Here is a 25,076-nt window from a genome sequence, read left to right as displayed (position 1 = left end):
GTCATGAACTTGTCTCCGGCGCCACCTCGTCGCGCCGGACGCGGTCGATCTTGAGCATGCGGGCGATCACCTTGTCGAGTTCCGCTTGATCGAAGATCTTCTTCCAGTCGTCGCGCAGAATATTTTCCCGTCCGTAGTCGATGGCGATCATGCAGGCGTCCGAAAACGGATTGGTACTGCGAAACGCCACCGCCAGCGCGATCTGGATATGGCCGAAGAGCATCGCCTCGGCGGCTTTCTGCGGCACGCCGGTACGCGCGACGGTCTCGTCCAGCGCCTCCTTCATGAAGGTGCCGAGCATGCAGGTCACCGTTTCCACCAGCGTCGGCTCGAGATAGGCCAGCTGGGTGACGGTGATCCAGTGCACGTCGTCGACCGGGGCGTACATCACCCGGATCACCGCCTCCAACGCCGCCCTTTCCCCATCGCTGCCGCTTTCGAAGGCCGCCGCCACCGACTGGGTCGCGGCGACGCCACCGAAAGCATCGGCATGCTCTTCCTGCGTGTAACGCTCGAGGAAGACCGACGGATGACAGGGATGCGCCACCGCGTAGCGAACGTCATCCCGTTGGTGAAGCAGGTTGGCGTAGGCCGCGGCCGGGTCCAGCGTCAGCAGCGTCGCGCCGGCTTTCATCCTGGGTACCAGCGCCTCGGAGACCTTGCCGAGCACGATGTCCGGCACCGCCAGGATCAGCAGATCGCAGTCGGCGATGACGTCATCGATGGTCGACAAGTTTCTCCCCGCGTCGCGCACGCGCTGCTGGCCCTCCGGGGCGTTCTCGCAGTAGTACACGTTGAAATCGCTGCGCTGCAGGTTCTCGGAAATGCGCATACCCATTTTGCCGCCGGCGCCGACTAGCGCGATCGATCGATATGTCTGCGTCATGCTGTGTAGCTCCTTAGAAAGTCTAGGTTATGCCGGGTCCATTCGGACTCCAGACGGCAGGTCGTCGCCGCATCCGACTGCCAGGGCAGCCAGTGCTCGATGACCTGAGAAATACCGCGGGGCACCGGGTCGACTTGCTGAATCATGGCGTCGAACGGCAGTTGTCCTTCTCCCAGCGGGCAGCCGGTGAGCTGAAAGCCGACCCAGCCGGCCGCGCGGGTAAAATGGAAGTCCTTGACGTGAAGGTTGACGACTCGCTCGGCGGTACGTGCAATCACCGATTCGGGGCTCTCCAGCGCGGCGACGCAGTTGGCCGGGTCGAGACAGACGCCGACGAGCGGATCGTCGAAGCGCTCGATCACGCCCATCAGCTCGGCGACGGCGACTTGCTCATAGGTTTCCAGTGCCAGCGTCACCGACTGTCGGCGAAGTCGCGGCAGAATCGATTCCAGCCGCCGAATCGCTCCCTCGAGGGTCGGTCGATCATCGCCCGCGTAGAGCATGCTGCGCAGCAGCGAGACATCGAGATACTCGGCGATATCGAGATAGCGCCCGAGATAATCGGCCGCGATCCCCCTGGTACCGAGCTCAAGCCGGATACCGAGACGCTCGGCCTGCGCGCGCAGCTGTGCCAGGCGCACCTCGTCGAAGGTCTCGATCGCCGGATAGTCGCAGATCTGGAAGACGTCTCCACCCAGTGCCGCCGTCTCCTCGAGCATCGCTTCCAGCGACATCGGCGCCTCGACTCGGTCCGATCCGCGCCAGAAGAATGCGTAGGTGCTCAGTCCCAGTGTCATATTGGCCACCTGCTGATCAGTCGGTTGAAGTGCATCAATGCCGAGTCGCCGCCGTCTGTCGAACCGCCGAGATATCGGATCGCGGCTGACGGCTGATCAGCAACATCAATACCCCCGCCATCGCCATGAAGCCGCCGACCACGAACATCGGCAGCGTGTAGCTCCCGGTCAGATCATGCAGCGCACCGGTCAGATAGCCGGACGAAAAACCCGCGATATTGCCGATGGTGTTGATCAGTGCCACGCCCGCTGCCGCCGCGGCACCGTCGAGAAAACGAGTAGGCAACGTCCAGAAGTTGGGTAGCGCGGCGAAGATCGAACACGCCGTGATAGTGATCATCGCCACCGTGGCGGCCGGCGAGTCCATGAAAAGCGCTAGCGGCACACTGACAGCACCGGTGAAGGCAGGCAGGGCGATATGCCAGCGGCGAACCCCACGGCGCGTGGCATCGCGGGACCAGAAATAGAGCACGATGGCGGCCGGCAGGTAGGGAATGGCCGTGATCAGCCCCTTCTGCATCAGGTCGAACGAAGTACCGAACTGCGCTTCGAAGCCGCCGATAATCGTAGGCAGAAAGAACGCCAGCGCGTAGAGCCCGTAGATGAAGCCGAAATAGATCAGGCATAGCGCCCATACTCGACCGCTAAAGAATGCCTGTTTTAGACCTTTCTTCTCATGACTGGCGCCAATCTTCTTGCGGGATTCCCCTTCGAGTTCGGCGGTCAGCCAGGCCTTTTCCTCGGCCGCCAGCCAACGCGCATCCGCCGGGCGATCGACCAGATAGAACCAAGCGATAACGCCAAGCACGATAGCCGGCACCGCCACACCGAAGAACATGAAGCGCCACCCCGCCAATCCGAAGAAAGCGCCGTCATGCTGAATCAATGCCGCCGCCAGCGGCGCACCGATCACCGTGGTCAAGGGCTGGGCCAGATAGAACAGCGCTAGAATCCGGCTGCGGTAGCGAGCCGGTACCCATAGGCTCAGAAACAGGATGGCTCCGGGGAAGAAACCCGCCTCGGCCACACCAAGCATGAAGCGCAGAAAGTAAAGGCCACCGGCGCTATCCACCCAGGTGAACAACAGCGCCACCACACCCCAGCTAACCATGATGCGGGCCAGCCATTTGCGCGCGCCGAAGCGGTGCAAAGCCAGGTTGCTGGGCACTTCCAGCAGAATGTAGCCAAGGAAGAAGATTCCCGAAGCGAAACCGAATTGCGCCGCACTCAAGGCCAAGTCGACATTCATACCGTTGGGCGCGGCGAAAGAGATCGCCGTACGATCGAGATAGTTGACGAAGAACATCAGTGCCACGAAAGGCACGAGGCGCCACGCGACCTTACGTATGGCCGACGACTCCACCGCCGATACTGTTGTTTGATTCATGATCGCTTCCCTCGCTGTTCGTTAGCGTCGTCATGCGATCATCATGTCATCATACCACTGCGACAATACGGCAAACGTCGTAGAGCCGGTGACATTGGCGACTCGAACACGACGGATAGATCTGGAAGCATGTCTAAAGCGATCGCTTCGGCCGGCGGCGGTCCGCCTGCGGTCACTCCCGCCAGCGGACGCTGAGAATCGCCAACGGCGGCAGGGCGATCCTGCAGCCCTCCTCCAGCCGGCGCCGCAACTCGGGGGTCGGCTGAAATCCGTCGCGCTCCGACTCGAGCAGCGTGACGTCGACGATTTCGATGCGCTTCAGGCCCAGCGCCAATGGTTCAGCAGTCAAATTCGTGATCCAGGCTTCATTGATCGCCGGCAACGCGGTCTGCCAGGCCAACGTCGCCAATGCGCTGATTTCGCTGCGCTTTCTGACCTTGCTAATTTCGACAGGGTCAATCTCGAGAGGACCAATCTCGAAAGGGCTTTCGCATAGCGTCTGGCCAGACATCCGGGCCAGCCCCGTGATCACGTGTCCCACCGGATGCAGCGGTGAGTCGCCGATATCGAACGGCGGGCCGAGCGATGACAGCGTGAGCGAATCGACGCCGGCAAGCGCCGCTCGAGCCAGGAAACCGAGGCTCCAGGCGGCGGCGAACTGCCCTCGTTGTCGAGGATCGTTGTCGCTGAGTGTCACGCGTTGCGTGCCGTCGTTGGGCGTGAGCCGCTCGCCGTAGGGGTTGGTCCAGGCGCCGATGGCGGTGGTGGTGATGCGATAGGTCGCCGCTGGCGCCAGCGCACGACAGGACGCGACGATATCCGGCACGCTCTCCAGGGTTTCCATCACCGAGCGATCATCCGCGGCGTGCACGATGGGCGAGACGGCATGGGTAATGAAATCGATCGCCGCCGGGTCCGGGCGGCAGCGGTTGAGTTCGGTGAAGTAGGTCGGCACGCCGCCGCCCAGCGCCAGCCCCGGCCAGAGCGTGCGCGCCGCGGCCAGCGCCTCGCGTGGCGACGCCCCCGATGGCCAGACGCCATCCGGTTGGTAACTCTTCAGATACGCCGCCGGCGTCACCAGCATGCCCGCCGGGACGCCTGGCACGCTCTCCAGCCGCCTGGCCAACGATGAGAGCGACCGCGCGGGATCCCGATCCTCGCAGACCACGTAGAGCCAAACCGCCACGCCCCGCTCGGCGGCGAGAGCCATCACACCGGGCAGTCTCTCCAGCGCCTGTGAATCGCGCAGGTCGAGCAGCACGTCCAGATGGCGTGGTGCCACGCTATCGAGCTGCCACGCCAGGCGTGCGAGGTCCGGTTCCAGGTCGAGAAGACGATTAAGCCATACGCCGCAGCCGATCGAGGGTAGAGTCAGCGCCAGAGGATCGCCGAGCCGGATCGTCTGGCAGTCATCGCTCATGGCCCGACTCCTCGGGATCGATCAGAGAGACCGTAACCGTCTGCGTGACCTCGGCCCCCGCTTCCAGCACGTAGGGGGTCGGCCAGGCCAGCGGCCGGTTGTAGATCTTGAACGAGGCGTCCGACCAGTTGCGCTGATCCTCCATCTCGAAAACGTCGCCCTCGAAATCGAGCTGCACCTCGAGCCCAGGAGCCGGCGCCAGACGCAGCCGGCGAATATCGAACAGCGGCTGCGATGGGCTGATCAGGCGAGGTAGTCTGGCCGCTTCGCAATGGCCATCGGCGTGCGTGACCTCGACCGGCGCGCCGGCAAAGCCCTGCAGCGGCAACAGCACGCTCAGGCCGCTGCGCGCGGTGGTGAACGCGGCGCACGCTTCGAGTGCCAGCGTGACCGCGATCCGACGCCGGGTGGCCGCGACCTTCAGCCGTCCGTGAAGCGGCGGATCGCCGCCGCCCTCCCGCGGCAGATGGAATGCCTGGATCAGCGTAGCGACGTTATCGGAAAGCACCATCCGCTCATCATCGACGAGCGGTGTGAACGTACCCCACTGCGGATCCCGCAGCACCGCCGCAATACCGCGGACGAGCTCGACATCTCCATAGCGCAGCCAGCGCAGCGCCCCGGCCTGCCAGGCAAACGACAGCTCGCCCAGCGCGATAGGCTGCAAGGCCGGTTCGACGGTCGCCGTGCCGTAACGGCCTGTCGCCAGTGGATCGCTCATCGTCATTCGCCCGCTCCCGTCGGCCCGCCGCTGGGGCTTCCTGAAGCGATGATGGCGGGTTTCGCGCGGAGCGTCATTCGACCTTTGGTATGATGACATGACCACATCAGAGCGATTAAATACCCTCTGTCACTCATCCGAGCAATTCGCTTGCTCGATACCGGCATAAAGCGACACGTTCAGCGGAGCCATGCGAATGAGCAATGAACAGCCAGGGAAGACGCTTCAAGGTGCGCTGATCGGCTGCGGCTTCTTCGCCGAGAATCAGATGCGCGCATGGCAGGATCTCGCCGGCGTGGAGATCGTGGCGCTGTGCGACCGCGATCCGCAGCGGCTGGCCCGCTTTCAGGCGCTGTTCGGTATCGAAGATACGTTCACCGACGCCGAGACGATGTTCGCGGCGCTCAGCGGAACGCTGGATTTCGTGGATATCGCGACGACCACGCAGGCCCATGCAACGCTGGTGCCGCTGGCGGCCCGTCACGGCGCCGCCATCATCTGCCAGAAACCCTTTGCCGGCTCGCTGGAGACGGCACGTCGGCTGATCGAGCTATGCGCCGATCGCGGCGTAAGCCTCGGTATTCACGAGAACTTCCGCTGGCAACGGGCGATTCGTCAGACGATCGAGGCTCTGCGCAGCGGTGAAATCGGCCGCCCGTTCTTTGGCCGAATCAGCTACCGCAGCGGTTTCGACGTCTACCGAGCCCAGCCCTATCTGGCCGAGGTAGAGCGCTTCATCATCGAGGACCTGGGCATTCACGTGCTGGATATCGCTCGCGCGCTTTTCGGCGAGGTAGAACGGCTCGGCTGCGAGACCACGCGGGTCAATCCCGAGATCAACGGCGAGGACGTCGCCACGCTGATGTTGCGCCACGAAGATGGCGTGACCGCCGTGGTAGACTGCAGCTACGCTACCCGGCTTGCCGACGATCCCTTCCCTCAGAGTCTGATCGAGGTCGACGGCGATCGCGGCTCGCTGCGATTGCGTCAGGACTTCAAGCTGGAAATTCACGACGCCGAGGGTCGATGCGCGGTACGGGACGTTCGGCCCGAGCCGCCCGCGTGGAGCGAATCGCCGTGGTTTCCGATCCAGCAGAGCGTTCTCGCCTTTCAGGCCGACTGGCTCGAGGCGCAGCGACTGGGGCGTTCGGTCGAGACCCGGGGCGATGACAATTTCAATACCCTGGCGCTGGTCGACGCGGCCTATCGTGCGGCGGCGACACATCAGATCGTCGTTCCCGAACGCTGGGGTCGCTGAGATGATCCCGATCGTCGAAGCGGCTATCCTTGGCTCCCGATATTGGCTCGACCGACGGCCATTTGCCTTCGAAGATAGGATATTTCATGAACGACACCGCGACGGGACCGATCCGCCGACGCAAGCTATCGGATGAAGTCCTGGAACGCCTGCTGACGCTGATTCGTACACAGAAGCTGCAACCCGGCGATCAGTTGCCCCCCGAACGGGAACTGATGGCCCTCTACGGCGTGGGTCGGCCGGCGATTCGTGAAGCCATGCAGCAACTGGCCTCGATGGGCAGGATCACCATCAATCACGGTGAGCGTGCCAGGGTCAGCGAAGTCACCGTGCACTCGATGATCTCCCAGTTCGATACCACCGCCCGCTTTCTGCTAGACGACGATGCCGAGAATATCGACCACCTCAAGCAGGCCCGCGTGTTCTTCGAAGCCGGCATGGTCCGCATGGCCGCGGAACGGGCAATGCCCGAGGATATCGACGAACTGCGCAAGTTGATCGACGAAATGCAGCAGAGCCAGCACGGCGACGCCTTCATCGAACGTGACATGGCGTTTCATTGCGCCATCGCCGACATGACCGGCAACCCGATCTTTTCGGCGACGGCGCGCGCCATGCTGCACTGGCTCAAGGACTACCATCTGGGCATCGTCAGCTTCCGCGGGGCGGAGGACGTCTCCGTCCGCGAGCACTGTCGAATCGTCGACTGTCTCGCCGATAACGATCCCGACGCCGCGGAGCAGGCGATGCACGATCATCTCACCCGCGCCAGCGAGCTCTACCGTCAGCGCGCCGCCTCTCTCGATGAGAGCGACGGTCACTGAGCGTTCGACGGCTGCTCACTCTCCACCGAGTCACTCCCCATCCAGGTGAGTGCAAGCTCGCGTCGCAGCCATTCGGCAAGCCGCTCGCTACGCCGACCATCGACGCCGGGCGCCAGCCACAGCCCCAGCGAGGCGGCGGTCTCCACCGCCGGCCAGGGCGCGACCAACCGTCCCTGTTCGATCTCCGTCGCCACCAGCAGCTCCGGAGCGATCGCCACGCCCAACCCCGCCAATGCCGCTTCCAGCAGATAGTAGAGATGTTCGAACGTGCGTCCCCCCGATCGGGCCGCGGCCAGCGCCTCGTCATCGACGCCCATGGCCGCCGCCCATTCGGGCCAGGCTTCTGGGCGCGAGGCCGTATCCAGCAGCGTGAGCCGTTCGAGCATCGCCCTGGCCGAACCCTTCGAGGCCGTCGTCCAGACCGCCGGCGCCGCCACGGCGACGATGCGTTCCGGGATCAGCGGAATCACCACCATGTCATCGGGCCAGGGCGGGGCGGCGAAGCGCAGCGTGGCATCCACATCTTCGCGACGCGGATCGAGCTCGTTCTCGCTGGAAACCACCCGCAGGCGCAGCTCGGGCAGGTCGGCATTGAGCCGATCGAGGCGCGGGATCAACCAGCGCGCCAGCAGGCTGCCGGGGCAGGCCAGGGTGAACGGCGCCTCGTCGAGACGCCGCTTGAGCGCCGCGCAGCCTTCGTTCAGACGCAGGAAGGCTTCGCCCACGGTGCGCTGCAGTTCGCGACCATGAGCGGTCAATGCCAGTCCACGACCGGCCTTGTCGAACAGCGCGGTGTCGAAGTGGCACTCCAATGAACGCAGTTGGCGGCTGACCGCGCCGTGGGTGACGTGCAGCTCCCGGGCGGCGGCGGTGACGCTACCGAGACGGGCGACCGCTTCAAAGGCGCGCAACGCATTGAGCGAAGGCAGTGTCGGCATACCGATGAATCTCCCTGTTTTCTGTCTTTCCCGTCTCTTACTTACTCCTTACCTCTTACTTCTTACTTCTTACTTCTTACTTCTTTTTACTACTTTCCTCTTAACACTTCTCTTTCATGTGAATTTTTCTCACAGATCAGGGAGAGTTTATCGATTTTTTCCGGCGCGCGGCCAGCCTAGGCTGTCATCATCGCATCGACCGGAAACCGCCATGACAACGTACACAGACGCATTTCCCGACGCCGACGGCTTTTTCGGCGGCGACATCAAGGGCTATGGCGGGCGCTACGTCGCCGAGACCCTGATGCCGCTGATCGGTGAGATCGAGGCCGCCTATGACACGGCCCGTGCCGACCCCGAATTTCAGTCCCGACTGGCCGAACTCGGACGCGACTATGTCGGGCGTGCCACGCCGCTCTATTTTGCCGAGCGCCTGAGCGAACACTTCGGCGGCGCCCGAATCTATCTCAAGCGCGAGGATCTCAATCACACCGGCGCGCACAAGATCAACAACGCCCTGGGCCAGGCGCTGCTGGCGCAACGCATGGGGCGCCGGCGGCTGATCGCCGAGACCGGCGCCGGCATGCACGGCGTCGCGGTGGCCACGGTGGCGGCACGTCTCGGCATGACCTGCGTGATCTACATGGGCGCCACCGATATCGAGCGCCAGCAGCCCAACGTGCAGCGCATGCGCCTGCTGGGCGCCGAGATCGTGCCCGTCCATGCCGGTACGGCGACGCTCAAGGACGCCATGAACGAGGCCCTGCGCGACTGGGTCGCCAACGTCGACGACACCTTCTACATCATCGGCACGGTGGCCGGGCCGGCGCCCTACCCGCGCATGGTGCGGGATTTCCAGGCGGTGATCGGCCGCGAGACCCGCGAGCAACTGCTGGCGACGCAGGGCCGCCTGCCGGACACGCTCATCGCCTGCGTCGGTGGCGGCTCCAACGCCATGGGGCTGTTTCACGCCTTCCTCGATGACGAGACGGTCGCCATGGTCGGCGTCGAAGCGGCCGGAGAAGGACTGGAGAGCGGTCGCCACGCTGCCAGTCTCAACGGCGGTGCGCCCGGCATCCTGCACGGCAATCGCACCTATCTGCTGCAGGACGACGACGGCCAGATCCGTGACGCCCACTCGATCTCGGCCGGGCTCGACTATCCCGGCATCGGCCCCGAGCACGCCTGGCTGCACGATAGCGGCCGGGCGAGCTACGTGGCGGTGACCGACGACGAGGCGCTGGAAGCCGTCGGTCTCTGTTGCCGCCTGGAGGGCATTCTGCCGGCGCTGGAATCGGCGCACGCGCTGTACCACGCCGGGCGCCTGGCGGCGACGCAGGGCCCGGACCAGATCGTCGTGGTCTGCCTGAGCGGTCGCGGCGACAAGGACATGGAAACCATCACTCGCCATCTCGGGGAGAATCCGCAATGAATACGGCTTCAGCGCTTTCGAATACCCGCCTGGCGCGCTGCTTCGCGACGTTGCGCGAAGTCGATCGCGCCGCGCTGGTGACCTATGTCATGGCCGGCGATCCCGATGCCGACACCAGCCGCCGCCTGCTCGAACGCCTGCCAGCGGCGGGTGCCGACATCATCGAACTGGGCATGCCGTTCAGCGATCCGATGGCCGACGGCGTGGCGATCCAGCGTGCCGGTCAGCGGGCGCTGGCGAACGGCCATACCCTGATTCGCACACTGGAGATGGTGCGCGATTTTCGCCAGGTAGATGACGATACGCCAATCGTGCTGATGGGCTACCTCAACCCAATCCAACGCTTCGGCGAATCCCGCTTTCTGCAAGCGGCCGCCGATGCCGGCGTGGACGGCCTGATTCTGGTCGACCTGCCACCAGAACATGGTGCCGCCCTGACGGCCAAGGCGCGGGATCTGGGCCTGGCGCGTATTCCGCTGGTGGCGCCGACGACTCCCGCCGAACGGCTGCCAGGACTTCTCGCCCAGGGCGACGGCTTCGTCTACCGCATCGCCTACAACGGCATCACCGGCGGCCGACATATGGCCATGGAAGATCGACTGGAGACCGCAGTCGGCGAACTCAAGCGCCACACGACCCTGCCCATCGCCGTCGGCTTCGGGATTCGCGATGGACAAACGGCGGCAGCGGTAGCCAGAACGGCGGATGCGGTGGTCGTCGGCAGCGCGCTGGTCGAAACGCTCGCTACGCAGGGCACCGAGGCAGCATTGGCGCTGACGCGTGAACTGGCCGAAGCTATCACGATAGTGCGTTGACCGAGATATCTCGAGGAGACCGACAAACGACTGCGCCGTGACGCTTGGGGCTTTCTCGACCTTTCGTTTTTATGCATTGATTCATGCGTAAAAAGGCGATGGTATGCGATTATTTCGATGCATAAGCTATCTCCATCGCGCCACCAACCCGATGTTGGTTTCCCGGCGCCACCGAAAGGAGACATGCCATGTTGACGATTCGCCCCGGCGGGGAACGCGGCTACGCTGATCACGGCTGGCTCAAGAGCTATCACTCGTTCTCGTTTGCCGGTTACCACGACCCCAAGCACGTGCACTTCAGCGTACTGCGGGTGATCAACGAGGATCGCGTCGCCCCCGGTCAGGGCTTCGGCCAGCACGGTCATCGCGACATGGAGATCTTCTCCTACGTGCTGAGCGGCGAACTGGCACACCGAGACACCCTCGGCAACGGGTCGTCGATCGGGCCGGGCCGGGTGCAGATCATGACCACGGGCAGCGGCGTCCAGCACAGCGAGTTCAACCACTCGGCGAGCGAGCCGGTGCACTTCCTGCAGATCTGGCTGTTCCCGCGGGAAGCCAATCTCACGCCACGCTATGACGAGAAGGACTTCAGCGAAGCGGACAAACGCGGCCGCCTGTGTCTGATCCTGTCGCCGGACGGCCGCGACGGCTCGCTCCAGTTGCAGCAGGACGCCTTCATCTATGCGTCGCTGATCGACGGCGATGAACGCGCCGAGCTGCCGCTGGCCTCCGGCCGTCAATCCTACGTGCATGTGGTGCGCGGCAAGCTCACGGTCAATGGCCAGGCGCTCGAAGGCGGCGATGCGCTGATGCTCGACAACGAGCCCGGCGTGACGCTGGAAAAAGGCGAGGACGCGGAAGTGCTGGTGTTCGATCTGCCGACGGTCACTATTCAATAGGCGGTAAGGACCGTCATGTCTATCGTGGCTGCCCCGGCAGCGGGGCGGCCACGACTGTTGCAAGCAAACCCGTACGTGATATCAAGACAACCCTTGAGGAAGCGATCGATGATGTTGAAAAAGGCGGCTTTGACCCTGGCCCTGCTCACCGGCACCCTGAGTGCCAACGCCATGGCCGATACCACGACCTATCAGATGGACCCCGCCCATACCAGTGTGGTGGTGTCCTGGAACCACTTCGGGTTTTCCAACCCGACCGCAAGCTTTAGCGACGTGAAGGGCACCATCCAGTTCGATGACCAGAACGTGGAACAATCCAGCGTCGAGGTCAGTATCCCGGTGAAAACGGTGGATACCCGCGTCCCGGCGCTGACCGAGGAGTTCCTCGAGGCGTCCTACTTCGATGTCGAGAAATTCCCCGAGGCCACCTTCAAGAGCACGCGGATCGAAGCGACAGGCGATCAGCAGTATGACGTCCATGGCGACCTGACCATCAAGGGCATTACCAAGCCCGTGGTACTGCACGCCACCCTGAACAAGGCGGGCACGCATCCCATGGCCAAGGTACCGGCCATCGGCTTCGATGCCGAAACGGTCATTCAGCGCAGCGATTTCGGCCTGGACCAGTATGTCCCCAACGTCGGTGACGATGTCCGTATCGAGATTTCGAGCGAGGCCGAAGCGGCAGAATAACGACGCCATCCGAGCCGGGCCGGCTCTCGGCTCGACCATGCAGAACCGCCCATCGAGACCGTTCCGGTTTCGATGGGCGGTTTTCGTCATCTCTTTCGGTACCGCTTGGGAGGAGGTTTACAAATGCTTGAGCAAACCTTGCAGTCGCTCCAGATCGCGGGAGTCGCCGACCAACCGCAAGCGGCCGTCGAACAGGCCTTCACGGAAGGCGCGCTGGGACGGCTTGCGCAGGAACTGCACGGCGCTATCGGCGTCGCGAAAGCGCAGTTCGAGGGCCAGATCCAGCGGTAAGCCTTTGTGGCTTTCGATCGTCTGCGGGGTCATGCGGTAGTGGCGTGCGATCGACAGATCTTCTGTTGCCACGCCCCAATCGAAACGCTGCAGGCGTTCGAGCGCTTCGCGGAACGCCGCCTTGCGGGAGCGGGCTCGCTTGAGCATCACGCCGAGCCACCACAGCATCAACTTGAGCTTCATGCTATTTTGCGCGAACCCTATCGGAATCGGAGAATGCCGACCCGCCGGCGGGCGGATCGGCGATGGTTTCACTCACTATCGAATGAGTGACAGGAACCAAAGCTGCCTTTACTTGCTGACGGCGTCCTTGAGTGCCTTGCCGGGCTTGAAGGCCACGGTCTTGCTGGCGGGAATATCCAGTGGCTTGCCGGTCTGCGGGTTCTTGCCCGTACGCGCGGCACGCTCACGAACCGTGAACGAGCCGAAGCCGATCAATGTCACATCGTTACCCTTGGAAACTGTCTCGGTGATCTCGTCGATGATGACATTGAGCACCTGACTGGCCTTGTCCTTCGAAAGATCCGCACGCTCGGCAATCGCCGCAGCGAGTTCTGGCTTACGCATAAAGCCCCTCCTGGTTTGGCAATGGCGTCACCTGACACGCATTGTTGTTCTCGATGAGGGAAGATGCCCTCCGAGCGCATAATAGGCCGTCCGGGGCGCGGTTTGTCCAGCCTTATGTAACGATTCATGACTCATGCGCCCGGCAGCCACCGTGGCTAGCCTAGCAATGGGGGGGCCGCTCGCGCCAGTTCGACTTTACGCCGAACGCAGCGCCCAGTCAGTGCAAATCCGAGCAGGCGCCCCGTTTCGTCCTCGGCGAAAGCGCTGAAATCACCCGCTTCTCCCTCGATGCGCCAGCGTGCCGGCGTCTGACGCGGCGGCAGTGCGGCGACCGGCAACAGCGGTGTCTTGACCATGACCGGCCAGGCGCCGTAACGCACCGGAGTCGGCGTGCCGGTGAGCGTGGCCGCCAGCGCCTTGGCGCTCGCCTGCAGCGGCTGCACGTACATCGCACTCAGGCCGTTGCCCGGAGCATTGAGCCCGTCGACACAGGCAACGTCCCCGAGCGCGTGGATATTCGCCTCGCTGGTGGCAAGATAACGGTCGGTGAGAATGCCGGCCGGCGACACCGCCAGCCCTGCCGCTTCCGCCAGCGCCGTGCGCGGCTGCAGCCCCGTGGCGATCAATACCAGATCGGCCTCGAGCCGATCACCGTCGTCGAGGGTGATAACCACCTCTCCGTCGTTGTCGCCGAGCGCTGCCACGCTGCGCTCGAAGTAACCGCGAATGCCGGCGCCGTCGAAGGCCTCGGCCAGCGCCTGTCCCAGCGGGGGCGGCAACAGCCGCGGCAACGGTGTTGCCTCCGGGGCAATGAGCGCGATCCGGTGGCCGCCGCTGTGCAGATCGTTGGCGAACTCGCAACCCACCAGGCCGGCGCCGATGATGGCGATGCGGGCCTGTTGCCCGGGATGACGATCCAGCGTGGCCCGAAAACGGCGGTAATCGTCGAGATCGTTGATCTGGAATACCCGGTCCCGCAGGAGAGAATCGATGGCGAACGGCTGCCACGGGGCCGCGCCGGTCGCCAGCACCAGCTGGTCATAAGGCAACTGCTCGGCGCCGATCCTGAGCCGGCGGTTGAGCGTGTCGATCGCCTCCACCGGGGTGTGTATGCGAACCTGGGCCCGCAGCGCTTCGGCAACGCCCACCGCATCGCGCATCACCAGCGCATCCGGCGTCTGCCGCTTGGCGAAGGCGCTGGAGAGCAGCGGCTTGGCATAGTCGTCGCCGCTGTCGGCGGTGATCAACGTGATCGGGCATTCGGCGTCGCGGCTTCGCACCGCACGGGCCAGTCCCAGGCCGGCCATGCCGGTGCCGATGATCGTTAGTGATTCGGGTGTGCGGGTTCGAGCGTTCATAGCGGGATCGGTCGGTCAAGACAGGCACCCATGGTACACTAGGGCGTGCCATCCATCGTTCCCCGCGGCGCGACGGCGTTGTTCGGTTTTGGAGTCTCGCGTGCCCCCAGCCTGCCATTGTCATCCCTTTTCACCCTCCGAGCAGTCCTGGCGCTGGATGCGCTGGACACCCGCCGCCGTGCAGCGCCCGCGCATGGAAGCTGCCTGGTGGCGCTGGATCGCTTCGACCGATTCGCTGACCGCGCGCCTGATCGCCGCCTCGCGGCGACCGTTCCGGGTCAAGCTGCTGCACCAGGGCGTCGAGGCGCCACGCCATGACGAGGCGCGGGCGTTGGGCCTGGCGCCCGGCCGCGTCGCCTGGATTCGCGAAGTGATGCTGATGAGCGGGGACCGCGCCTGGGTCGCCGCGCGTTCGATCGCGCCGCTGGATCGCGCCGGCTGCCGACGACTGCGCACGCTGGGCGAGCGCTCCCTGGGCAGTTGGCTGTTCGCCCAGCCCGATCTCGAACGCGGCCCGATCGAGCTGGCCCGGGTCTCGCCGGCTGCCGACGGACTCTGGCTGCGTCGTTCGCGTTTTCGCCACGGCGACGTCCGCTTGCTGGTGCAGGAGTGCTTCCGGCGCGAGATGGCCGAGGATCTGGGGTTGCCACTTTATTCAGCGCTTCCTTAACTGTCCCTGTTATTTGCAGCAAAATCAGTCTGCAGTACAGTCAGTGACTGATTTCAGGATCTGTTTACGATCTCGCGAGCTAGAGCCAAACGAGGCGAAAACACTTGAGGAAGCAGAGTTTACATGGGGCTAAATGAGCATTCCGAAAGTGTTTTCAACAATGTTTGGCCGACGCGCAGCAGATCGTAGACAGGTTCTCAGGCCCTGCCGTTTCGGAGAATGCCATGCCCAGCCCTCGCGGCCTCGCCCGCCTGCCCGATTTTCTGCGACTGACCCGGCTGGACAAGCCGATCGGCACCTGGCTGTTGATGTGGCCGACGCTGTGGGCATTGTGGCTGGCGGCCGGAGGCCTGCCCGAGCGGCGTATCCTGATCATCTTCGTGCTCGGGGTCTATCTGATGCGCGCCGCCGGCTGCGTGGTCAACGACTATGCCGATCGCCACTTCGACGGCCACGTCAAACGTACCCGCGAACGCCCACTGGCCACCGGGCGCATCAGCGAGCGCGAGGCCAAGATCCTGTTCGTCGGCCTGGTGATCCTGGCCTTCGTGCTGGTCTGCTTCACCAATCTGCCTACCGTGCTGCTCTCCTTCGCCGGAGCGGCGCTGGCGGCGATCTATCCGTTCATGAAGCGCTACACGCATCTGCCCCAGGTGGTGCTGGGCATGGCGTTCTCGTGGGGCATTCCGATGGCGTTCATGGCGGTCGCGCGCCAGGTGCCGCTGGAGGCCTGGCTGCTGCTGATCGCCAACGTCGCCTGGACGGTCGCCTACGATACCCAATACGCCATGGTCGACCGCGACGACGACATCAAGATCGGAGTCAAGTCCACCGCCCGGCTATTCGGACGCTGGGACAAAACGATCATCGGCCTGCTGCAGCTCGCCACCCTGGCGCTGCTTGCCTGGGTCGGCGGCCGGATGGGGCTGGGCGGCTTCTTCTGGCTCGGCCTGGCGGCGATGGCGGCAACCTTCGTCTACCAGCAGTGGTTGATCCGTGAGCGCGAGCGCGAACTCTGCTTCCGCGCCTTTCTCAACAATTTCTGGTCGGGGCTACTGCTGTTTACCGGCCTGGTGCTGACCCTCTGGCCGGTCGTTTAGGCGGTTCGCTGGCACGCCTGTCATATGATTGTCATCTTTTCACGATGTAATCGTCACCGTTCTGTCACGGCCGGAGGCACCCCATTGCGCTATTCGCGCCATGCGGGAAGCCAACCGGCGGCTCACTCGAGGCATGTGCATGAGCTCCAAGACCGTACTCATCGTTGACGACGAAGACGCCATCCGCGAGATGATCGCCGTGGCGCTGGAGATGGCCGACTACCGTGTCATCGAAGCGGAAGACGCCCAGACCGCTCACGCCATGGCGCTGGATCACAAGCCCGACCTGATCCTGCTCGACTGGATGATGCCCGGCACCAGCGGCATCGAGCTGGCCCGCCGTCTGAAGCGCGAGGAAGCCACCGCCGAGATGCCGATCATCCTGCTCACCGCCAAGGGCGAGGAGGACAACAAGGTCCAAGGTCTGGAAGCCGGCGCCGATGATTACATCACCAAGCCGTTCTCGCCGCGTGAGCTGGTGGCACGGCTCAAGGCCGTGCTACGCCGCGCCACGCCGCCCGGCATCGAAGAGGCGGTCGAAGTCGACGGCCTGCGACTCGACCCCACCAGCCATCGGGTGACCTCGAACGGCGGCGCGCTGGAAATCGGTCCCACCGAATACCGTTTGCTGCAGTTCTTCATGACGCACCAGGAACGCGCCTATACGCGCAGCCAGTTGCTCGATCAGGTCTGGGGCGGCAATGTGTACGTGGAGGAACGCACCGTCGACGTGCATATCCGCCGGCTGCGCAAGTCCCTGGGTGAGGCGCATCAGCACCTGATCCAGACCGTACGCGGCACCGGCTACCGCTTTTCGACCAGGGAGTAAGTCACGGCGTGCGCTACTGGATCAACGAACTGTGGCGCCTCGGCTACATGCTCTTCGGGCTCGGTGCGCTGGGCCTGTTGTTCGGCGAACTGGGTGGCAATCTGGCCGCCGGCCTGGGTTGGGGCTTGGCCGCCGGGCTCGGACTCTACGTCTTTTTGCATCTGCGCCACGTGCGTCTGCTCTATGTCTGGCTGTTGCGCCATCCGCGCGAGGAACCCCCGCCCGGCACCGGCGTATGGGGCGATCTGTTCGACCGGCTGTATACCTATCAGAAGGCGCAGAGTCAGCTACAGCAACGGCTGCGCGACATCCTCCGCCGCATCCAGGATTCCTGCGAGGCGATGCGCGACAGCGTAGTGATGCTCGATCCCCACGGCGATCTGGAGTGGTGGAACAGTGCCGCCTCCCAAATGCTCGGCCTGAAACCCGATCACGATCGCGGCCAACCGGTCACCAACCTGATACGCGACCCGCGCTTCATCGACTACTTCAATGGCCGCGACTACCGCGAACCGCTGCTGATGCCGTCGCCGATCCACGACAACCGCACGCTGCAGTTTCATATCACGCTATTTGGCGACGATGAGCGGCTGCTGATGGTGCGCGACGTCACGCGCCTGCATCAGCTGGAAATGATGCGCCGCGACTTCGTCGCCAACGTCTCGCATGAGCTGCGCACACCGCTGACGGTACTGGCCGGCTATCTGGAAACCTATGCCGACCATGCCGACCAGCTGCCGGCTCGCTGGCAGCGCGGCTTCAACCAGATGCAGAGCCAAACCACGCGCATGCAGAATCTGGTCGAGGATCTGCTGCTGCTGTCGCGTCTGGAGATCGACAGCCCCGATGACGATCGCGGCACACTCGATGTCGCGGCCCTGCTCACCAGCATCATCGAGGACGCCCGCGGGCTCAGCGGCGGTCGCCAGACTCTCGAACTGCAAGTGGGCGAGCCACGCCGGCTGCTCGGCAATGCCCAGGAGCTGCGCAGCGCGGTCTCCAATCTGGTATTCAACGCCGTGCGCTACACGCCGGAAGGCAGCACCATCATTCTGCGCTGGAAGCCATGGCACGACGGTGCCGCGGTCGAGGTCGAGGACAATGGCGAGGGCTTCGACCCGGTACACATCCCACGCCTCACCGAACGCTTCTATCGCATCGACAAGGGCCGTAGCGCCGCCACCGGCGGAACCGGCCTGGGCCTGGCGATCGTCAAGCACGTGCTGCTGCGCCACGATGCCCGCCTCGATATCGTCAGCCGCCCAGGCAAGGGCGCTCGCTTTCGCTGCGTCTTCCCCGCCTCGCGCCTGGTCGCGGCATCGGCATCGTGAAGGCAGCGGCTGCACTGCGACGGTACGCAACCGATTCAAGATGCAATATCGGTTCGGCATCACACTGGAGCGGACTCAGTGAGCTTCACGCTTCCAGTAGCCCGTCACCAGATGCTGTCCCTTCCTCAGCCCGAACTCCTGCTTGAGCCGTTTGCGCAGGCGCTGGCTGACCTCCGCTTCGCCGGCGAACCACACGAACAGGTCGTCGCGTTCGTCCGGCATCGCCTCGACGATCGCCGTGGCCAGTTGCTCGCTGGGCGCACGGCCGCGGCAGCGGTGGCGCCAACTGACATGGCAGTGATCGGGTAGCGGCAGTGCCAGCTCGTCGAGCGGTGATTCCACCTCCAGCCAGGCCTCGACCCGGGCACTGGCCGGCAGCGTCTCCAGCAGCCGCGAGATGGCCGGCAGCGCGGTTTCATCGCCGGCCAGCAGATAGTGGGAGGCCTCGGCCACGCCGCGTCCGTAGGGGCCCGCCATGCCGCAGACGTCGCCGGGTCTGGCGCGGCGGGCGAAATCGCCACCCGGGCCGGGTGCGGCATGCAGCAGGAAGTCGATCTCGACTTCGCCCTTGGCGACGTCCAGCCGGCGAATGGTGTAGTAGCGGATCTCGGCACGCTGATCTTCCGGCGGCCACTGGATGCCGCCTTCCGCCGTGGGACGCGGCCATTGGGGCCGCGCGATGCCCTCGGGCGGGAAGTGCAGCCTCACGTGCCACTCCTCGGCATGGTCGAAGCGGGCCAGGTCTTCGCCGGCAAGCGTCAGCCGGCGCATGCTCGGCGTGAGATCCTCGACCTGCGTCACCCGCATCTCGCGAAAATTGGCGAAGGTCGGCGCCGCGACGACGTCGCCATGCCAATGCAGCGGCAGCGCATTGTCTCCGGCGAACAGCGCCACGTAGTGCTCGATGATGCTACGCAACGTCTCGAGACCGTCACGGGCGCCGGCCTCGGCCTCGAGATGCAAGCCGGCCCGGACGACCGAAAAGCGTGCTTCGCCGCCCGGCAATTCGACGGCGACTTGGCGGTCGTCGCATCGATAGGCCACATCGTACTCATCCAGAAACGCTTTCAGGCGCGATTGAAAATTATTTGCATCGGTGAACGTCAATGTGGCGTCGCAGCGAAGTGCAGTCATGATGTCGAATCGTCTTGCGGGATGGACCGGAGAACGGCGAGTCGCCGAGAGCGCCAGCCTAACAGAAAAGCCGGTGGAGGGAAGGTAACGCAAGATGCCCCCGCCGAGGGGCGGAGGCATCCCGAAGCCGCGGTTGCCGTTTAGGCGGTGGCTTCGGCGTAGCGACGGTTGACTTCGTCCCAGTTGATCACGTCGAAGAAGGCCGCGATGTAATCCGGACGCTTGTTCTGATACTTCAGGTAGTAGGCGTGTTCCCACACGTCCAGGCCGAGGATCGGCGTCAGGCCATCCATCAGCGGGCTATCCTGGTTCAGCGTGCTGGTGATCTTGAGCTTCTTCTCGGGAGTCACCACCAGCCAGGCCCAGCCACTGCCGAAACGGCCGGCGGCGGCTTTCTTGAACTCCTCCTTGAAGTTCTCGTAGCCACCCAGCTCGCTGTCGATCGCCTCGGCCACCTTGCCGGTCGGCGCACCGCCGCCGTCCTTGGACAGCACGGTCCAGAACAGTGAGTGGTTGGCATGACCGCCGCCGTTGTTGATGACGGCCTGGCGCTTGTCCTGCGGGACTTTTTCGATATCGGCCATCAGCTTGTCGACCGGCACGTCCTCGAGACCGGTCCCTTCCAGCGCGGCGTTGAGGTTGTTGACGTAAGTCTGATGGTGACGCGTGTGGTGAATCTCCATCGTCATTGCATCGATTTTGGGTTCCAGCGCGTCGTAGGCGTACGGTAGCGACGGTAAGCTATGAGCCATGATCAAAACTCCCTTTCGTGGGGAGGCGTTACCCGATGTGGGCGCCTCGCAGGTGATTAAAAATAGTGATCAACGCGTTGCTGTGTCAAGCGGGCCTCAACCCTGCATGGCGTTGCCGGTACAACTCATCGCCCTGAAATCGAAGAGGTTTTTCGAAGACTTGCATTCCGGTTCGAAGGCTTTCGTTGCATCCGGCGGCTTCGATAAACCTCGTCGTCATTATTTTCATTATATGGCGTGTTACGGCTTGGCTTTCAACCCCTGGCTGCCAACCACCAGACCAGAAATCCGTGGTGATCGCTACGCATGGATGATCCTCAACGAGCGACGACGGGCAGGGATCGGTAATAGCGATCCCACAGCATGACCGCGCCGGCGACCCCGCCGGGCAACAATACCAGATTGAGTAGCGGCACCCAGGTTGCCACCGACATGCAGGCGCCATAGGTCAGCGTCGGCCACCAGCGCGCGCGCAGGCGGCGGCGCATGTCGGTGAAGCCGACCTGGTTGTTGTCCATCGGATAGTCGAGATACTGGATCGCCATCATCCAGGCGGAGAATGCCGCCCACAGAAACGGCGTGACCAGATTCAGTCCCGGCACGAAACCGAGCAGGAACAGCACCGCCATGCGCGGCAGCAGGTAGCCCAGCTTGACCAGTTCCCGGCCCAGTGCATCGATGCCGGCCTTGATCAGGCCACGCTCATCGCTGGGTGGCCGCCCGGTGAGCCGGGTCTCGACCTTCTCGGCGAGAAAACCGTAGAACGGTGCCGCGATCAAATTCGAGACCAGGGTGAAGGTGAAGAACACGATCAGCACCAGCGCAATCACCAGCAGCGGCCAGATCAGCCACTCCAGCCAGGTGAGCCAGTCGGGTATCTGGCGCATGCCGTAATCGAGCCAGCCGCCGAAGTTCTCGATCAGATAGAAGATGGTGCCGCCGTAGAGCAGCAGGTTGACCACGATCGGCCCGATGACGAAACGTCGCAATCCGGGCTCGAGAACCAACCGCGTGCCGCGGCCAATCGCTTGAAGGGAGTAGATCATGCAGTTTCCGTCAACCAGACAATGCGTTGCGTGATCAACAAGCTACCATAGTCTGGCCGGCGTCGTGTGCGAACACGGACCCAAACTCAACGCTTGCCGGACTTGCCCAGCGCTTCCTGGTCGAGATCGTCGATCGGGGTATGGCGAATGTCGCGCCCCTTGACCAGATAGATGACGTGTTCGGCCAGGTTGTCGGCGTGATCGCCGATGCGCTCCAGCGCCCGCAGCACGGTCATCACGTTCAGTACGCTACCGATCGAGCGCGAATCCTCCATCATGAAGGTCGCCAGCGAGCGCATGGCGGTGGTGTATTCGCTGTCCACCGAGGCATCCTCGTGAACCACCTTGAGCGCCAGTTCGGTATCGAAACGCGCAAAGGCGGTCAGCGCATCGCGCAGCATGTTGCGTACGTGCTCGCTGATGTGGCGAATCTCGATGCTGCCCTGGGGTATCCGTCCGGCGTCGATCAGGTCGATGGCGTTACGCGCGATCTTGTTGGCCTCGTCGCCCATGCGCTCGAGATCGTTGGTGGCGCGGATGACCGCGATGACCAGGCGCAGATCGGAGGCCGCCGGCTGGCGACGCGCCAGGATTCGCGTGCACTCCTCGTCGATCTTGAGCTGCATGTCGTTGACACTGGTGTCGTTGTCTCGCACCCGGGTCGCCAGCTGGCTGTCGCCCTCGAGCAGCGCCGTCACGGCTTCCTGCAGCTGCTTCTCGACCAGCCCGCCCATGGCCATCAGCTGGGTCTTGAGCGTCTCGAGATCCTGATTGAACTGCTGAGAGATGTGCTGGCTGTGGGTATCGCTGGTGATATCCATGCATGACTCCAGGGGTGGCGAAACGGCAGCGCGACGGATACTGGACGTATTACGACCTATCGCATCATCTTGGCACAAAAGTATGTCAATTCGATGACGGTATCGTGAGCCGCTCTAGCGTGGCGTCAGAGCGGCGTCAATTTGGCGAAACCCAACACCAGCCACTTGTCGCCTTCGCCTTCGAAACTGACATGGACGCGCGCCCGCGCGCCTTCGCCCTCGGCGTCGAGAATCACGCCTTCGCCGAACATCGGGTGACTGACCCGCTGGCCCAGCGACAACGACGGCAGGTCGCCGCTCGCCGCCACGCCCTGCTGGTGCGACAGGCCGACTTCCGGACGCGAAGTGAGCGGTCGCGAGACCTGGCCGCGCAGGCGCACCTCCTCGAGCAGCTCCTCGGGTATCTCGCGCAGGAAACGCGACGGCCGCGCCAGCGTCTCGCGACCGTGCAGGCGGCGGATCTCGGCGTAGGTCAGGTAGAGCTTGCGCATCGCGCGGGTCATGCCGACGTAACACAGCCGGCGCTCCTCCTCGAGGCGACCGGGCTCTTCCAGCGACATCTTGTGCGGGAACAGCCCTTCCTCGGCACCGGCGATGAACACCACCGGAAACTCCAGCCCCTTGGCCGAGTGCAGCGTCATCATCTGCACGCAGTCCTCGAACTCGTCGGCTTCGTGATCGCCGGCGTTGAGCGCCGCTTCCGCGAGGAACGGCTCCAGCGCCGCCGCGCCTTCGCCGGCTTCCTGCAGATCGAACGGCTCGCCCTGCTGGAAAGCCCGCGCGGCGTTGACCAGCTCCTCGAGGTTCTCGACCCGCGCCTGGCCCTTCTCGCCCTTTTCGCTGCGGTGATGCTCGACCAGTCCGGAGGTCTGGATCACATGATCGACGATCTCGTGCAGCGCCATGCCGGCGGTGTCGTTGTCGAGCCGCTCGATCAGCTCGGCGAAGGCGTTGACGGCGTTGCCCGCGCGGCCCTTGAGCGTGCCGTCGCTGATGCTGTCGTGCAGTGCCTGCCACAGCGACACGCTGGCGTCGCGCGCCCGCGCGCGCAGGATCTCCACCGTGCGCGTACCGATTCCACGCGCCGGCACGTTGATCACCCGCTCCAGCGAAGCGTCGTCCTCGCGATTGAGCAGCAGGCGCAGATAGGCCAGGGCATTCTTGATCTCGAGACGCTCGTAGAAGCGCTGGCCGCCATAGATGCGATAGGGCACGCCGCTGCGGATCAGCGCCTCCTCGATCACCCGCGACTGGGCGTTGGAGCGGTAGAGAATCGCCATCTCGCGCCGGGCAAAACCGTTGCGCACCTGCTCGCCGATGGTGTCGACGATGAAGCGCGCCTCGTCGAGATCGTTGAAGCCGGCATAGACCGAAATCTTGTCGCCGGCCTCGCCCGCGGTCCACAGCTCCTTACCCATGCGTCCGCTGTTATGGCTGATCAGCGCGTTGGCGGCATCCAGAATGGCGCTGGTGGAGCGATAGTTCTGCTCCAGCCGCACGGTCCGGGTGTTCGGGAACTCGCTCTCGAAGCGGCGGATGTTCTCGACCCGGGCGCCACGCCAGCCGTAGATCGACTGGTCGTCGTCGCCGACCACCGTCATGCAGGCGCGATTGTCATCGCTCCTTCCATTGCCATCAGCGCCCGCCAGCAGCTTGAGCCAGGCGTACTGCAGCGTATTGGTATCCTGGAACTCGTCGACCAGGATATGGCCGAAGCGCTCGCGATAGTGCTTGAGCAGTGCCGGGGTATCGCGCAGCAGCTCCAGGCTGCGCAGCAGCAGCTCGCCGAAATCGACCAGCCCGCCGCGCTCGCAGGTCAGCTGATAGAGCTCGTAGAGCTCGACCATCCTGGCCAGGTAGGCGTCGCCGTGGGCCGGCACCTGCTGCGGACGCAGGCCCTCTTCCTTGCAGCCGCCGATGAAGTACTGCACCTGCTTGGGCGGATAGCGTTCGTCGTCGACGTTGTGATCGCGCAGCAGGCGCTTGATCAGGCGCAGCTGATCGTCGCTGTCGATGATCTGGAAATGCTGCGGCAGGCGGGCATCGTGCCAGTGGGTACGCAGCAGGCGGTGGGCGATGGAATGAAAGGTGCCCACCCACATGTTGCGCAGGGAGACACCCTGCAGCGCCTCGAGGCGCGTGCGCATCTCGCGGGCGGCCTTGTTGGTGAAGGTCACCGCCAGAATGGCATAGGGGGAGACGCCCTCGGCCTGCATCAGCCAGGCGATGCGATGCACCAGCACCCGGGTCTTGCCCGAACCGGCGCCGGCCAGTACCAGCATGTTGCCGGGAGGCGCGGCAACGGCTTCCCGCTGGGCGGCGTTGAGAGAGTCGATTAGTGCCGAAACGTCATCCATGGAGATCGAGCGGGGCCTGCTGAGTAAAGGTGACGTCGCAGTCTACCATAGCCGGCAACCCCCGCTTCGATCGGCGTTCCTGGTTACCGCTTGGTCATCGTCTGGTCGCCGCGTCCTCGGCGGCAGCGCGGATGGCGGCATCCTGCGGACGCTGCTTGGCGGATGTCGCTTGAGAACCGGCAGCCTGACGGGTCGAGTCGGGCGTCGGGGCCGTCGTCTGTGCCTCGTCGGCGGTGTCGGTCTGCTGCGCCCGGGAAGCCTCGCCAGTCGTACGCGGCTCATCGCTCTTGGACGATGCGGCGGCGCTATCCGGCGTCTTGGCCGCCGGCTTCGCCGGGTCAGCGCTCCGGGGGGATTCGTCGCTGGAAGCGCGCGCATCCTGGGTGATCGCTTCCGGCTTGGGCGGCGGCTCGATCACGGTTTCGTGGTGCATGTCGGCGAGCTTCTCGGCGCCCTTGGCGACATGCTGATACATCTCGCGATAATCCTCGACCATGCGCGTCATGGTCGCGGAAACCTGCTGGAAATGCTCGCGCACTTCGTCCTTGTAGGCTTTGTGCTCACGCGTGAGTTCGCGCATCGGTTCGGTGTTGTGCCCGCCCAACCGGGTGCCCAGCCAGTAACCGACCAGTACGCCGACGGCGCCCACCGCCACCACGATGGCGATCCAGGGCCCTACGCCAATGCTCTCCATAAATCAGCCGCCTCTTAAATTAATGAAAAGTAAATTAAATCGTAACTATTCAG

The 25,076-nt window shown here is 64.1% G+C and carries 26 protein-coding genes; 11 read left to right on the top strand and 15 right to left on the bottom strand.

What is annotated here, in order from left to right:
• Position 1: 1 nt before the first annotated feature.
• From DOM57_RS17690 to DOM57_RS17670, 5 genes are all read right to left on the bottom strand, one after another.
• Complete coding sequence (locus tag DOM57_RS17690; RefSeq protein WP_110650509.1) at positions 2-886, bottom strand: phosphogluconate dehydrogenase C-terminal domain-containing protein; 885 nt, start codon at positions 884-886, stop codon at positions 2-4.
• Positions 883-1,683 carry a sugar phosphate isomerase/epimerase family protein gene (locus tag DOM57_RS17685; protein ID WP_110650508.1) on the bottom strand — a complete coding sequence of 267 codons (801 nt, stop codon included), beginning with the start codon at positions 1,681-1,683 and terminating at the stop codon, positions 883-885. The genes DOM57_RS17690 and DOM57_RS17685 overlap by 4 nt, the downstream gene beginning before the upstream one ends.
• A 34-nt stretch (positions 1,684-1,717) precedes the next feature.
• The gene (locus DOM57_RS17680) at positions 1,718-3,070 is read right to left on the bottom strand and encodes an MFS transporter (RefSeq protein WP_110650507.1); all 1,353 of its coding nucleotides are present in this window, start codon (positions 3,068-3,070) and stop codon (positions 1,718-1,720) included.
• 172 nt (positions 3,071-3,242) lie between these two features.
• Entirely contained in the window at positions 3,243-4,490 is a 1,248-nt protein-coding gene (locus tag DOM57_RS17675) for a D-apionate lactonase family protein (protein ID WP_110650506.1), read from the bottom strand.
• Positions 4,480-5,211 carry a D-apionate lactonase family protein gene (locus DOM57_RS17670; protein ID WP_162619584.1) on the bottom strand — a complete coding sequence of 244 codons (732 nt, stop codon included), beginning with the start codon at positions 5,209-5,211 and terminating at the stop codon, positions 4,480-4,482. The genes DOM57_RS17675 and DOM57_RS17670 overlap by 11 nt, the downstream gene beginning before the upstream one ends.
• Before the next feature lie 196 nt (positions 5,212-5,407).
• Here DOM57_RS17670 and DOM57_RS17665 point away from each other — a divergent pair, with 196 nt between their 5' ends.
• Positions 5,408-6,469, top strand: coding sequence for a Gfo/Idh/MocA family protein (locus DOM57_RS17665; protein ID WP_110650504.1), 1,062 nt, complete (start codon positions 5,408-5,410; stop codon positions 6,467-6,469).
• Positions 6,470-6,555: 86 nt separating this feature from the next.
• The gene (gene nanR, locus DOM57_RS17660; RefSeq protein ID WP_110650503.1) at positions 6,556-7,293 is read left to right on the top strand and encodes a transcriptional regulator NanR; all 738 of its coding nucleotides are present in this window, start codon (positions 6,556-6,558) and stop codon (positions 7,291-7,293) included.
• On the opposite strand, the gene DOM57_RS17655 is transcribed toward nanR, so the two are convergent.
• Positions 7,287-8,231 (bottom strand): LysR family transcriptional regulator, encoded by a 945-nt coding sequence (locus tag DOM57_RS17655; RefSeq protein WP_110650502.1) that lies wholly within the window; start codon positions 8,229-8,231, stop codon positions 7,287-7,289. The two genes, nanR and DOM57_RS17655, sit on opposite strands and share 7 nt — an antisense overlap.
• Before the next feature lie 211 nt (positions 8,232-8,442).
• Here DOM57_RS17655 and trpB point away from each other — a divergent pair, with 211 nt between their 5' ends.
• The 4 genes from trpB (at position 8,443) to DOM57_RS17635 (ending at position 12,073) form a co-directional block, all read left to right on the top strand.
• Entirely contained in the window at positions 8,443-9,663 is a 1,221-nt protein-coding gene (trpB, locus tag DOM57_RS17650; protein ID WP_110650501.1) for a tryptophan synthase subunit beta, read from the top strand.
• Positions 9,660-10,478, top strand: coding sequence for a tryptophan synthase subunit alpha (gene trpA, locus DOM57_RS17645; RefSeq protein ID WP_110650500.1), 819 nt, complete (start codon positions 9,660-9,662; stop codon positions 10,476-10,478). The genes trpB and trpA overlap by 4 nt, the downstream gene beginning before the upstream one ends.
• 188 nt (positions 10,479-10,666) lie before the next feature.
• Entirely contained in the window at positions 10,667-11,380 is a 714-nt protein-coding gene (locus tag DOM57_RS17640) for a pirin family protein (protein ID WP_110650499.1), read from the top strand.
• A 108-nt stretch (positions 11,381-11,488) separates the two neighbouring features.
• Positions 11,489-12,073 carry a YceI family protein gene (locus tag DOM57_RS17635; protein WP_110650498.1) on the top strand — a complete coding sequence of 195 codons (585 nt, stop codon included), beginning with the start codon at positions 11,489-11,491 and terminating at the stop codon, positions 12,071-12,073.
• Between the two features lie 117 nt (positions 12,074-12,190).
• On the opposite strand, the gene DOM57_RS17630 is transcribed toward DOM57_RS17635, so the two are convergent.
• The 3 genes from DOM57_RS17630 to DOM57_RS17620 all read right to left on the bottom strand — a co-directional run bounded on the left by DOM57_RS17630 (position 12,191) and on the right by DOM57_RS17620 (position 14,289).
• Positions 12,191-12,547, bottom strand: a complete 357-nt coding sequence (locus DOM57_RS17630; RefSeq protein ID WP_110650497.1) for a hypothetical protein — start codon at positions 12,545-12,547, stop codon at positions 12,191-12,193.
• A 108-nt stretch (positions 12,548-12,655) separates the two neighbouring features.
• Positions 12,656-12,931 carry an HU family DNA-binding protein gene (locus DOM57_RS17625; RefSeq protein ID WP_110650496.1) on the bottom strand — a complete coding sequence of 92 codons (276 nt, stop codon included), beginning with the start codon at positions 12,929-12,931 and terminating at the stop codon, positions 12,656-12,658.
• 155 nt (positions 12,932-13,086) lie between these two features.
• Positions 13,087-14,289, bottom strand: a complete 1,203-nt coding sequence (locus tag DOM57_RS17620; protein WP_110650495.1) for an NAD(P)/FAD-dependent oxidoreductase — start codon at positions 14,287-14,289, stop codon at positions 13,087-13,089.
• Between the two features lie 100 nt (positions 14,290-14,389).
• Between DOM57_RS17620 and DOM57_RS17615 the strand changes: the two genes are divergently transcribed.
• The 4 genes from DOM57_RS17615 (at position 14,390) to phoR (ending at position 18,219) form a co-directional block, all read left to right on the top strand.
• A complete protein-coding gene (locus DOM57_RS17615) occupies positions 14,390-14,959 on the top strand; it encodes a chorismate--pyruvate lyase family protein (protein ID WP_239496305.1) in 570 nt (189 codons plus the stop codon).
• 224 nt (positions 14,960-15,183) lie between these two features.
• The gene (gene ubiA / locus DOM57_RS17610; protein WP_110650494.1) at positions 15,184-16,059 is read left to right on the top strand and encodes a 4-hydroxybenzoate octaprenyltransferase; all 876 of its coding nucleotides are present in this window, start codon (positions 15,184-15,186) and stop codon (positions 16,057-16,059) included.
• Between the two features lie 139 nt (positions 16,060-16,198).
• The gene (gene phoB, locus DOM57_RS17605) at positions 16,199-16,888 is read left to right on the top strand and encodes a phosphate regulon transcriptional regulator PhoB (protein WP_110650493.1); all 690 of its coding nucleotides are present in this window, start codon (positions 16,199-16,201) and stop codon (positions 16,886-16,888) included.
• A gap of 8 nt (positions 16,889-16,896) precedes the next feature.
• A complete protein-coding gene (gene phoR / locus DOM57_RS17600; RefSeq protein WP_110650492.1) occupies positions 16,897-18,219 on the top strand; it encodes a phosphate regulon sensor histidine kinase PhoR in 1,323 nt (440 codons plus the stop codon).
• A gap of 75 nt (positions 18,220-18,294) precedes the next feature.
• Here the strand turns inward: phoR and DOM57_RS17595 are convergent, their stop codons facing one another.
• Both DOM57_RS17595 and DOM57_RS17590 read right to left on the bottom strand, forming a co-directional pair.
• The gene (locus tag DOM57_RS17595) at positions 18,295-19,353 is read right to left on the bottom strand and encodes a siderophore-interacting protein (RefSeq protein WP_162619583.1); all 1,059 of its coding nucleotides are present in this window, start codon (positions 19,351-19,353) and stop codon (positions 18,295-18,297) included.
• A gap of 140 nt (positions 19,354-19,493) precedes the next feature.
• A complete protein-coding gene (locus tag DOM57_RS17590; RefSeq protein WP_110650490.1) occupies positions 19,494-20,105 on the bottom strand; it encodes a superoxide dismutase in 612 nt (203 codons plus the stop codon).
• On the opposite strand from DOM57_RS17590, the gene DOM57_RS21860 reads away from it, so the two are divergent.
• Positions 20,104-20,472, top strand: coding sequence for a hypothetical protein (locus DOM57_RS21860; RefSeq protein ID WP_162619582.1), 369 nt, complete (start codon positions 20,104-20,106; stop codon positions 20,470-20,472). The two genes, DOM57_RS17590 and DOM57_RS21860, sit on opposite strands and share 2 nt — an antisense overlap.
• Here the strand turns inward: DOM57_RS21860 and cysZ are convergent.
• The 4 genes from cysZ to DOM57_RS17570 all read right to left on the bottom strand — a co-directional run bounded on the left by cysZ (position 20,423) and on the right by DOM57_RS17570 (position 25,023).
• Entirely contained in the window at positions 20,423-21,151 is a 729-nt protein-coding gene (cysZ, locus tag DOM57_RS17585; RefSeq protein ID WP_110650489.1) for a sulfate transporter CysZ, read from the bottom strand. The two genes, DOM57_RS21860 and cysZ, sit on opposite strands and share 50 nt — an antisense overlap.
• Before the next feature lie 86 nt (positions 21,152-21,237).
• The gene (gene phoU / locus DOM57_RS17580) at positions 21,238-21,972 is read right to left on the bottom strand and encodes a phosphate signaling complex protein PhoU (protein WP_110650488.1); all 735 of its coding nucleotides are present in this window, start codon (positions 21,970-21,972) and stop codon (positions 21,238-21,240) included.
• Between the two features lie 125 nt (positions 21,973-22,097).
• Positions 22,098-24,329 (bottom strand): DNA helicase II, encoded by a 2,232-nt coding sequence (gene uvrD, locus DOM57_RS17575; RefSeq protein ID WP_110650487.1) that lies wholly within the window; start codon positions 24,327-24,329, stop codon positions 22,098-22,100.
• A 94-nt stretch (positions 24,330-24,423) separates the two neighbouring features.
• Positions 24,424-25,023, bottom strand: a complete 600-nt coding sequence (locus tag DOM57_RS17570; protein ID WP_110650486.1) for a ZapG family protein — start codon at positions 25,021-25,023, stop codon at positions 24,424-24,426.
• Between the last annotated feature and the right edge of the window lie 53 nt (positions 25,024-25,076).

The sequence above is a fragment of the Salinicola peritrichatus genome (assembly GCF_003206715.1).
GTDB classification, from domain to species: Bacteria; Pseudomonadota; Gammaproteobacteria; order Pseudomonadales; family Halomonadaceae; genus Salinicola; species Salinicola peritrichatus.
The sequence above is the reverse complement of the archived record's forward strand: the minus strand, read 5'-3'. Positions and strand labels throughout refer to the sequence as shown.

Coding starts and splice junctions, on each gene's coding strand:
- DOM57_RS17690 (WP_110650509.1), bottom strand. CDS start 886: ATGACGCAGACATATCGATCGATCGCGCTAGTCGGCGCCGGCGGCAAA.
- DOM57_RS17685 (WP_110650508.1), bottom strand. CDS start 1,683: ATGACACTGGGACTGAGCACCTACGCATTCTTCTGGCGCGGATCGGAC.
- DOM57_RS17680 (WP_110650507.1), bottom strand. CDS start 3,070: ATGAATCAAACAACAGTATCGGCGGTGGAGTCGTCGGCCATACGTAAG.
- DOM57_RS17675 (WP_110650506.1), bottom strand. CDS start 4,490: ATGAGCGATGACTGCCAGACGATCCGGCTCGGCGATCCTCTGGCGCTG.
- DOM57_RS17670 (WP_162619584.1), bottom strand. CDS start 5,211: ATGAGCGATCCACTGGCGACAGGCCGTTACGGCACGGCGACCGTCGAA.
- DOM57_RS17665 (WP_110650504.1), top strand. CDS start 5,408: ATGAGCAATGAACAGCCAGGGAAGACGCTTCAAGGTGCGCTGATCGGC.
- nanR (WP_110650503.1), top strand. CDS start 6,556: ATGAACGACACCGCGACGGGACCGATCCGCCGACGCAAGCTATCGGAT.
- DOM57_RS17655 (WP_110650502.1), bottom strand. CDS start 8,231: ATGCCGACACTGCCTTCGCTCAATGCGTTGCGCGCCTTTGAAGCGGTC.
- trpB (WP_110650501.1), top strand. CDS start 8,443: ATGACAACGTACACAGACGCATTTCCCGACGCCGACGGCTTTTTCGGC.
- trpA (WP_110650500.1), top strand. CDS start 9,660: ATGAATACGGCTTCAGCGCTTTCGAATACCCGCCTGGCGCGCTGCTTC.
- DOM57_RS17640 (WP_110650499.1), top strand. CDS start 10,667: ATGTTGACGATTCGCCCCGGCGGGGAACGCGGCTACGCTGATCACGGC.
- DOM57_RS17635 (WP_110650498.1), top strand. CDS start 11,489: ATGATGTTGAAAAAGGCGGCTTTGACCCTGGCCCTGCTCACCGGCACC.
- DOM57_RS17630 (WP_110650497.1), bottom strand. CDS start 12,547: ATGAAGCTCAAGTTGATGCTGTGGTGGCTCGGCGTGATGCTCAAGCGA.
- DOM57_RS17625 (WP_110650496.1), bottom strand. CDS start 12,931: ATGCGTAAGCCAGAACTCGCTGCGGCGATTGCCGAGCGTGCGGATCTT.
- DOM57_RS17620 (WP_110650495.1), bottom strand. CDS start 14,289: ATGAACGCTCGAACCCGCACACCCGAATCACTAACGATCATCGGCACC.
- ubiA (WP_110650494.1), top strand. CDS start 15,184: ATGCCCAGCCCTCGCGGCCTCGCCCGCCTGCCCGATTTTCTGCGACTG.
- phoB (WP_110650493.1), top strand. CDS start 16,199: ATGAGCTCCAAGACCGTACTCATCGTTGACGACGAAGACGCCATCCGC.
- DOM57_RS17595 (WP_162619583.1), bottom strand. CDS start 19,353: ATGACTGCACTTCGCTGCGACGCCACATTGACGTTCACCGATGCAAAT.
- DOM57_RS21860 (WP_162619582.1), top strand. CDS start 20,104: ATGATCAAAACTCCCTTTCGTGGGGAGGCGTTACCCGATGTGGGCGCC.
- DOM57_RS17590 (WP_110650490.1), bottom strand. CDS start 20,105: ATGGCTCATAGCTTACCGTCGCTACCGTACGCCTACGACGCGCTGGAA.
- cysZ (WP_110650489.1), bottom strand. CDS start 21,151: ATGATCTACTCCCTTCAAGCGATTGGCCGCGGCACGCGGTTGGTTCTC.
- phoU (WP_110650488.1), bottom strand. CDS start 21,972: ATGGATATCACCAGCGATACCCACAGCCAGCACATCTCTCAGCAGTTC.
- uvrD (WP_110650487.1), bottom strand. CDS start 24,329: ATGGATGACGTTTCGGCACTAATCGACTCTCTCAACGCCGCCCAGCGG.
- DOM57_RS17570 (WP_110650486.1), bottom strand. CDS start 25,023: ATGGAGAGCATTGGCGTAGGGCCCTGGATCGCCATCGTGGTGGCGGTG.